This is a genomic window from Mesorhizobium sp. M7A.F.Ca.ET.027.03.2.1 (genome assembly GCF_003999175.1).
Taxonomy (GTDB): Bacteria; Pseudomonadota; Alphaproteobacteria; order Rhizobiales; family Rhizobiaceae; genus Mesorhizobium.
On the sequence record NZ_RZOM01000126.1, the window covers coordinates 1 to 9,014 of the forward strand.

The window sequence follows — 9,014 nt, forward strand, 5'->3', positions numbered from 1 at the left end:
TATCTGGTGTTTGCCGGCGCCGGCGCCTTCGCGCTGGACAACCGCCGCAGCGCCTGACGCCCAGAAGAAGGGGCGTGACTAGTGCATGTCACCCAAAAGTGCCCAGCGGTTTTGGGACAACGACATGCACAAAACAGGTGCCTGAAGCGCATCGGCGAAGCCGAAGCGCTTCAGGCACGCATCCGTTCGAAATTGGCGTCGAACAGCGGCACCGCCTGCATGCGTGCCGTATGGCGCTTGCCCAGCAGCTCGATTTCGAAGCCGTCGCTCTCATCGGCGATCTCCTTCGGCACATAGCCGACGGCGACGGACTTCTTCGAATGATGTGCATAGCCGCCCGACGTCACCCAACCGCGCACGGCGCCATCGAACCAGATCGGCTCGTCGCCAATGACATCGGCATCGTCGGCATCGACGATAAAGGCGCGCAGGCGCAATTTGCCGCCCTGCCTGCGCTCGGCCAGCGCCGCGGCCTTGCCGATGAAATCGGCGTCCTTGCCGTAAGCAACAAAGCGGTCGAGCCCCGCTTCCAGCGGCCCGTAGATCGGCCGGTACTCGCGCCCCCATGAGCCGTAATTCTTGTCCAGCCGCAGCGCATTGAGCGCGCGCGAGCCGAAGAGACCGATGCCGAATTCCTCGCCCGCCGCCATCAGCGCTTGATAGGCGGCGCGCTGGTATTCCGGCGCCACCCAGATTTCGTAGCCGAGATCGCCGGTATAGCTCACACGGCCGACCAGGCACGGCGCCATGCCGATATCCATCCGGCCAATGGCCATGAAGGAAAATGCCGCGTTGGAGACATCCGAGCGCGTGGCCTTTGCCAGCACATCCCGCGCCTTCGGGCCGGCGATCGACAGACCGGTGAGCCTCGCGCCCAGCGCTTCGATGCGGACCGATCCATCGTCAGGCAGGTGCTTCTCGAACCAGCGCATGTGGTATTGCTCGGCGATGCCGGAGCCGGCGAGGAACCAGCCATCCTCCCCCAGATTGGCCAGCGTGAAGTCGCCGATGAGCCTGCCGTCCTGCTTCAGCATCGGCGCCAGCGTCATGCGGCCGGGTTTCGGCAGTTTGCAGGTAAGCATCCGGTCGAGCCAGGCGGCCGCTCCCTCACCCGTCACCTTGTATTTGGCGAAGCTCGAAATCTCGGACAGGCCGACACTGTCACGAACCGTCGCGACCTCCTTGGCGACCTGTGTGAAGTCGCTCGAGCGGCGCCACGAGAACTCGTCCTTGACGCCTTCCGGCGCGTACCACAGCGGCACTTCCAGCCCATAGGCAACGCCCCATTGCGCACCCTTGGCTGACAGCAGATCATAGATCGGCGTCGTCTTCAGCGGCCGCCCGGCGGGCAGCTCCTCATTGGGGAAGCGGATCGAAAAGCGCCTGGAATAATTCTCGCGCACCTTGGCGTTGGTGTAGGCCATCGTCGCCCAGTCGCCGTAGCGCGCGACATCCATCGCCCAGATATCGGCGCCGGGATCGCCCTCGATCATCCAGTTCGACAAAGCAAGGCCGACGCCGCCGCCTTGCGAAAAACCGGCCATGACACCGCAGGCGACCCAGAAGCCCGGCAGGCCGCGCACCGGCCCGACCAGCGGGTTGCCGTCAGGGGCGAAAGTGAAGGGGCCGTTGATGATCTGCTTGATGCCGGTGTTCTGGAAGGCGGGGAAATGGCGGAAGCCGACCTCCAGCGACGGCGCGATGCGGTCGATGTCCGGCTCCAGCAATTCATGGCCGAAATTCCATGGCGTCTGGTATTCGGACCACGGCTTGTTGGCCTTCTCATAGGTGCCCATCAGCATGCCGCCGCGCTCCTGGCGCAGGTAAAGCTCGCCGTCGAAATCGACCGCGTGGATGATCTCGGTGCCGGTCTTGGCATTCCAGGCGGCGACCTCAGGCATGTCCTCGGTGATCAGGTACATGTGCTCCATGGCCAGCACAGGCAGTTCAAGACCAACCATGCGGCCGACCTCGCGCGCCCACAGGCCGCCGGCATTGACGACATGCTCGGCCACCACCTCGCCCTTGTTGGTGATGACGCGCCATAGCCCGTCGGGCCGCCGCACGATGTCCTCGACCTTGGTGAAGCGCTCCACTTCCGCCCCAAGTTTCCGCGCGGCCTTGGCATAGGCATGGGTGACGCCTGAGGGATCGAGATGGCCGTCCTCCTTGTTCCTGACCGCGCCGACGAACTGCTTGGGATCGAGCAGCGGCATCAGCTGGGCCGCTTCGTTGGGCGAGATCTCCTCGAGCTCGATGCCGAGATAACGGCCCTTGGCGACGACGCCGCGCAGCCAGTCCAGCCGCGCCTCGGTTGCCGCCAAAAGCACGCCACCGGTCAGATGCACGCCGGTCGCCTGGCCGGAAAGCTCCTCGATCTCCTTGTAGAGGTTGATCGTGTATTTCTGCAGCTTGGCGACGTTGGGGTCGCCGTTGATGGTGTGCATGCCGCCGGCCGCGTGCCAGGTCGAGCCGGACGTCAATTCGTCGCGCTCCAGCAGGACAACATCGGTCCAGCCGTGGCGGGCGAGATGGAACAGCACGGAGCACCCGACGACGCCACCGCCAATGACCACGACCTTTGCATGCGATTTCATGAGTTTTGCTCTGTTATCAGTGAGTTGGATGGGTGAGTGGATTCAAGCTGGGAACGATCACGGCTCGCCCTGCCCGATCGCTTCCTTGCGCCTGGCCATGTAAGCCTCCAGCGCCTCGCGCACGGCGATATCCATCACCGGCTCGACATAGTCTTCCAGCGCCTTCTTCCACAGCCGCGTCGCGCGCGCCGTCGCGTCGAGCCCACCGGCTTCCTGCCAGGCCTCGTAATTCTGCCAGTTGGACAGCATCGGCTGGTAGAAGGCGGTGGCGTAGCGCTCCAGCGTGTGCGGTTCGCCGAAGAAATGGCCGCCGGTCGGCACCGCGCCCAGAGCCTCGACGGCAAGCTCCGCCTCATTGACCTCGATCGGGCGCAAGAACTCCATCATGTGCTGGATCATCTCGACGTCGATGATCAGCTTCTCGAACGACGCCGTCAGCCCGCCCTCCTGCCAGCCAGCGGCGTGGTAGACGAGGTTGCCGTGGCCAAGCACCGCGCCCCACAGCGCCATCAGCGTCTCATAGGCGCCCTGTGCATCGGCGGCGTTGGAAGCCGAGCCCGGCGTCGTGCGGTAGGGCAGCCCGTAGCGCCGCGCCAGTTGCCCCGATGCAATGTTGGCCTTGGTGTTCTCAGGCGTGCCGAAGGCCGGCGCGCCGGACTTCATGTCGACATTGGAGGTGAAGGCGCCGTACATCACCGGCGCGCCCGGACGGACAAGCTGCGTCAGCACGACGCCGAACAGCGCCTCGGCATTCTGCTGCGCCAGCGCGCCGGCCAGCGTAACCGGGCTCATCGCCCCCATCAGCGTGAACGGCGTCACCGCCACCGACTGGCCGAACTCGGCCATGGTCATCAGTCCTTCGGCCATCATCTCGTCGAAGCGGCGCGGCGAGTTGACCGAGATGATCGTGGTGATGCCGGGATCGTCGCGCAACTGGTCGAGGGTCAGCCCCCGCGAAATCGCCATCATCTCGATGCCGTCAAGCGCCCTGCCCCGGCCGATCGCCGAGACGTGGAAACTCTTGTCGGTCAGCGTCAGGTTGGTGAAGTAGGTGTCGAGATGGCGGGAATTGGCCGGCAGTTCGACCGGTGCGCAGACCTGGTTGCCCAGCATGTGGATGCAGTTGAAATGCTGCGCCAGCCGGGTCAGATCCGCATAGTCGCGCAAATTGCCGGCGCGGCGGCCGCGCTCCATATCGTGCACATTCGGCGGCCCGGCAACGAGCGTGAAATTGATGGTGTTGCCGCCCAGATGAACCGCGTTGGCCGGATTGCGCGGCGTCAACACATAGCTGGACTGCGTGGTCTTCAGCACGTCTTCGATCAGGCCGCGATCGATGCGGACATTCGCCGATGCATGATCGACCCTGGCGCCAGCCTTCTCGAACAGCGACAGCGCCCGCGGGCTCATCACCTCGATGCCGAAATTCTCCAATATGTGCATCGACGCCTGGTGGATCTGCTCGATCTGGTCGGGCGACAGCATGGTCATTGGCGGATAGGGATTTGTCACCCGCCTGAGCGGCAGTTGCGGGATGGCCGACGGGCCCCTGTTGCTGGTGCGCTCGGCGCCGCGTTTGCGTCTTGGTTCGTTCATGCCCGGCATCAAAGCCCCGGCAAACCGGGCAAGCTGTCAGAAATACGCCGTTTGCGGGCGTGATTTTAGCCACGGCGGCATTTCTGTAATATCTATTTAGAGAAAGCGACGAAATACGTCGGATTGCTGACACAAATTCCCTCAAGCGACTGCTTGGGCGAAGCGTTAACGGACGCTGCAAGATTCCCTTTATGATTTCGGCCTATTGCTGCGCCAATGCGTAGTTCGAGTTTTAGTAAAATTGGTGCGGTTTGCGTGCTGCTGGCGCTTTCGGCCTGCGCCACGCCGCCCAGCCACATCAACAATGTCTGTGCCGTCTTCGACCAGAATGACGGCTGGTTCGACAACTGGCAGTCGGCCGCCGAGCGCACACAGCAGAAATACGGCATCCCCGTTCCCGTGCTGATGGCGACGGTCCGCAAGGAATCCGGTTTCAAGAGCAATGCAAGGCCGCCGCGCACCAAGCTGCTCGGTTTCATTCCGTGGAAGCATGTCTCGTCGGCCACCGGCTTTTCGCAGGCGCTGGACGGCACCTGGTCGCAATATCAGCGCGAGACCGGCAACTGGGCGGCCCGGCGAACGAAATTCGCCGACGCCGTCGACTTTGTCGGCTGGTATCATTCCAAAACGGCAGACACGTATGGCGTCGCCCGCAACGACACCTACAACCTCTATCTCGCCTACTATCTCGGCTGGACCGCCTATGGCCGCGGCAACCGGGGCGATGCCGGCGTCCAGGGCTATGCCCAGGCCACCGACAAGATGGCGCGGGACTATGCGCAGCAACTGAGCGAGTGCGGCAACTGAACTAATTCCGGGCATGAGCATTTCAACCACCCCCTGATGGACGGCATGCCTTGCCGACTAGCGGCAAACGCTCATCGCTTCGTCATCCACGGGCGGAGCAAGGAGCGCAGCGACGCAGCGCAGACCCGAGGATCCATGCCGCGACTTCAAATCGCCGCCGCGGGCAGAAATTGTGCTCCGCTGCGCCCTCGGCTGAGGTCGCGGCATGGATCCCAGGGTCTCCGCGACGGAGCTTCGCTCCTGCTACGCCCTAGGATGACGAAGTTTGGGGAGGCTCCAGCCAATCCCGAATGCCAGCGATGGTCCACCGAGGGAAGACATCTTGCTGCCGACAGATCCCCAACCCTGCCAGATCCTCTGTTCCAGCGCGGCTAGTCGCGAAGCGCATTGACCGTTTCGAGATCGACCATCGGCCCGCCGGGCCGCGACGAAAGCAAGGGAATGCCGTTACGCTCACCGCCCGCCTGCGGCGGACGCAGCGAACGGCGAACCAGATCGGAAATGACTTCGCCCACACTGCGATCCTGCTGCCGCGCCATAGCTTTGGCGGCAAGAAGGACATCGTCATCGATTGCAAGTGTCGTTCTCACAATTCGCCCTCCCTCCAAGCATCAAACATCACGCATCACATGGCGCAGCATATGAAATTGCGTGATGCCGGTCAGTTCGGTTTCCTGGGCTTGCTCGGCTTTGGAGAACGGCCGGTTTCCGAAACCTCGTCGCGGACCTCGTGACGGCGGGCTTTCGAAACGGCTTCGGCCTCCTCGGCAGCCTGCCCCACCGCATCGGCTGCCGCGCTGCCCGTCTTGCCGCGCGGACGTTTTGGCGGCGTGCCGGCAAAACCGGGGCCATCGCCGTGCGGCGCGTCATCCGGCACGCCTTCGTGCGCGGCGTGTTCCTTGTCGAACTTGATCACCGGCTCCATCTTGGCCAGCACGTCGTCGGAGAGCCAGCACAGGCTCATATGGCCGCCGCCGAGATGCTTGACCGGTGGCACCTTGGTCTCGCAAAGATTGTCAGGCACCAGCTTCTTGTAGCCGCAGCGGGTCTGGAACGGGCAGCCGGACGGTGGGTTCATCGCCGAGGGAATGTCGCCCTCCAGCACGATGTGCCGCTTGACCACGCTGGTGTCAGCGATCGGGATCGCCGACAGCAGTGCCTCGGTATAGGGATGGTAGGGCGGCGCGAAGATCTGGTCGGTCGTGCCTTGCTCGACAATATAGCCGAGATACATGACCACGACGCGGTCGGCGATGTAGCGCACGACCGACAGATCATGGCTGATGAACAGCATTGTCGTCTTGTTCTTGCGCTGGATGTCCATCAGCAGTTCGGTCACCGCCGCCTGCACCGAAACGTCGAGCGCCGACACCGGCTCGTCGGCCACCACCACCTTGGCGTCACCGGCAAAGGCGCGCGCCACGCCGATGCGCTGCTTTTGGCCGCCCGATAGCTGGCGCGGCTTGCGGGTTTCGAATGCCCGCGGCAGCTTCACCAGGTCGAGCAGTTCCAGCATGCGCTTGCGGCGATCGGCAACCGTTTTGCCGACGTTGAACTTCTCCAGCGTGCGGATGATCTGCGAACCGACCGAATGGCTGGGATTGAGCGTGTCGAACGGATTCTGGAACACCATCTGGATCGACGACACCGTGTCGACGCTCCGTTTCTCGATGCCGGTCGACTGGATTTCCGTGTTGCCCAGCGTCACCGTGCCGGCACTTGCCGTCTCCAGCCCGAGCAGCACCTTGGCCAGCGTCGACTTTCCGCAGCCGGATTCGCCCACGATGGCAACCGTCTCGGATTCGCGCGCCATGAACGAGATCGTCTCGTTGGCCTTGACGACGCGGCCCTCGCTCGAGCCGAACACCTCGTTGCCGCCGACCCTGTAGTATTTTCTGAGGTCCTCGATCTTGAGCACCGGCGCACCGGGCACGACGCGCTCATTGACCTTCTTGGCGCCGGGCGGCAGCGCCTCCCAGTCGATCTCATTGAAGCGCACGCAGCGCGAGAAATGGCCTTCGTGACCAGCGACCTCGATCATCGGGATTTCGGCGGCGTTGCAGACGCCCTCGACGAAATGGTGGCAGCGCGGGCCGAAATTGCAGCCCTTGGGCCGCTCGTGCGGCAGCGGCAGTTGGCCGGGAATCGAGATCAGCGGCCGTGAGTTCTTGTCGGCGCCCGGCAGCGGGATCGAGCGGAACAGCCCTTGCGTATAGGGATGGCGCATCCGGTCGAACACATCCTTGATCTTGCCCGTCTCGACCGCTTCACCCGAATACATCACCGTGATGCGGTCGCAGGTTTCGAGGATCAGGCCGAGATTATGCGACACGAAAATCATCGAGGTGCCGAACTTCTCGCCCAGCCCCTTGACCAGATCGACGATGCCGGCCTCCACCGTCACGTCGAGCGCCGTCGTCGGTTCGTCGAGCAAAAGCAGCGCCGGCTTCGACAGCAGCGCCATGGCGATGACGATACGCTGCTGCTGGCCGCCCGAAAGCTGGTGCGGATAGGAGCGCATCATGCGCTCGGGATCGGGCAGCTTGACCGAGCGCACCATTTCGATCGCGCGCTTATAGGCCTCTTCCTTCGACACCTTGTCGTGGATCAGCGGCACTTCCATCAACTGCTGCCCGACTTTCATCGCCGGATTCAGGCTGGCCATCGGCTCCTGGTAGATCATCGCGATCTTGTTGCCGCGAATGGAGCGCAACTCCTCGTCGGAGAGCTCGCCCATGTCCTTGCCCTGGAACTTGATCTTGCCGCCGACGATCTTCCCGATGTTGGAGAGGTCGCGCATGATGCCGAGCGACACGGTCGACTTGCCGCAGCCGGATTCGCCGACGATGCCCATCGCCTCGCCCGGCATGACGGTGCAGGAAAAATCCATGACCGCCGGAATCTCGCCCTTGCGGGTGAAGAAGGAGATCGACAGGTTCTCGATCTCGATGATCGGCGCGTTGGCCGGCCCATTGGTTGGCGTGGCGGGATTTCGAACTGCCTCGTTCATGGGTCGCTCCAATCCTGGTTCTTCTAGGCCTGTTTCTCTCAGGCGCATCGGGTCGAAACCCGAGATCAGTCTTTCATCGATTGTTCGCGCAGCGAGTCGGCGAGCAGGTTCAAGCCCAGCACGAACGACATCAGTGCGATCGTCGGCGGTAACGCCGGGTGGATGAAGGAGCGCAGCAGGCGGCTGGCGTCCTTGATCGCGGTGCCCCAGTCCGGACTTTCCGGTGCCAGGCCAAGGCCGAAATAGCCGAGCGTGCCGAGCAGGATGGTGGTGTAGCCGATGCGCAGGCAGGCGTCGACGATCAGTGGCCCGCGCGCATTGGGCAGGATCTCCCACAACATGATGTACCAGGGTGATTCACCGCGCGTCTGCGCGGCCGCCACATAGTCACGCGTCTTGATGTCCATCACCAGGCCACGCACGATGCGGAACACGCCGGGGCTGGAGGCGAACACCACTGCCACGAAGATGTTGAGCTGGTTGGGATCGATATGCACGATCTTCAGCGGATCGGCGTCGAAGACCAGGCCGGCATAGATCCAGCCGCCGAGGATCAGGGTGATGCCGAGCAGGATGTAGAGTCGGTCGGGCCGGTTCTTGTAGCGGGTCCAGAACAGCACGCTGAAAAAGATGATCGGGAACAGGAAGAAGACGCCGGCCATGCCATAGGGGATCGGCGTGTCCATGATGCCCGGCGTCACCAAAAGGTAGAACAGCAGGATGACCGGGAAGGCGAGCACGAGGTTGGCCAGGAACGACAGTACGGTGTCGATCTTGCCGCCATAATAGCCGGCCGGCAGGCCGAGCGTGATGCCGACCATCAGCGCGAAGCCGGTTGCCGCAGGCGCGATGATCAACACGATCTGGCTGCCATAGACCATGCGCGAAAACACGTCGCGCGCCAGCTTGTCGCCGCCGAACAGATAGGTCAGCCCCGATTTCGGTTCGACGGCGCCCGGCAGCACATCCTTCATGATGGGAATCTGGGCCAGCGGGTCGAAGGG

General features: G+C 63.3%; 6 protein-coding genes. 1 reads left to right on the top strand and 5 read right to left on the bottom strand.

What is annotated here, in order from left to right:
* Positions 1 to 170: 170 nt before the first annotated feature.
* Together EN750_RS08275 and EN750_RS08280 are read right to left on the bottom strand one after the other, a co-directional pair.
* A complete protein-coding gene (locus tag EN750_RS08275) occupies positions 171 to 2,597 on the bottom strand; it encodes an FAD-dependent oxidoreductase (RefSeq protein ID WP_127396141.1) in 2,427 nt (808 codons plus the stop codon).
* A gap of 57 nt (positions 2,598 to 2,654) precedes the next feature.
* Positions 2,655 to 4,193, bottom strand: coding sequence for a trimethylamine methyltransferase family protein (locus tag EN750_RS08280; protein WP_145967487.1), 1,539 nt, complete (start codon positions 4,191 to 4,193; stop codon positions 2,655 to 2,657).
* Between the two features lie 216 nt (positions 4,194 to 4,409).
* Here EN750_RS08280 and EN750_RS08285 point away from each other — a divergent pair, with 216 nt between their 5' ends.
* Complete coding sequence (locus tag EN750_RS08285; RefSeq protein ID WP_127396143.1) at positions 4,410 to 5,000, top strand: transglycosylase SLT domain-containing protein; 591 nt, start codon at positions 4,410 to 4,412, stop codon at positions 4,998 to 5,000.
* Positions 5,001 to 5,371: 371 nt separating this feature from the next.
* Here the strand turns inward: EN750_RS08285 and EN750_RS08295 are convergent, their stop codons facing one another.
* From EN750_RS08295 to EN750_RS08305, 3 genes are all read right to left on the bottom strand, one after another.
* A complete protein-coding gene (locus EN750_RS08295) occupies positions 5,372 to 5,590 on the bottom strand; it encodes a CopG family transcriptional regulator (RefSeq protein WP_127270554.1) in 219 nt (72 codons plus the stop codon).
* A 71-nt stretch (positions 5,591 to 5,661) separates the two neighbouring features.
* Positions 5,662 to 8,010, bottom strand: a complete 2,349-nt coding sequence (locus EN750_RS08300) for an ABC transporter ATP-binding protein (RefSeq protein WP_127396144.1) — start codon at positions 8,008 to 8,010, stop codon at positions 5,662 to 5,664.
* A gap of 65 nt (positions 8,011 to 8,075) precedes the next feature.
* Positions 8,076 to 9,014 (bottom strand): ABC transporter permease (locus EN750_RS08305; RefSeq protein ID WP_145967489.1); only part of this gene is annotated, 939 nt, incomplete at its 5' end.

Bases quoted from the DNA above. Each gene is read 5' to 3' on its own strand.
- EN750_RS08280 (WP_145967487.1), bottom strand. From the start codon at position 4,193: ATGAACGAACCAAGACGCAAACGCGGCGCCGAGCGCACCAGCAACAGG.
- EN750_RS08300 (WP_127396144.1), bottom strand. From the start codon at position 8,010: ATGAACGAGGCAGTTCGAAATCCCGCCACGCCAACCAATGGGCCGGCC.
- EN750_RS08275 (WP_127396141.1), bottom strand. From the start codon at position 2,597: ATGAAATCGCATGCAAAGGTCGTGGTCATTGGCGGTGGCGTCGTCGGG.
- EN750_RS08285 (WP_127396143.1), top strand. From the start codon at position 4,410: ATGCGTAGTTCGAGTTTTAGTAAAATTGGTGCGGTTTGCGTGCTGCTG.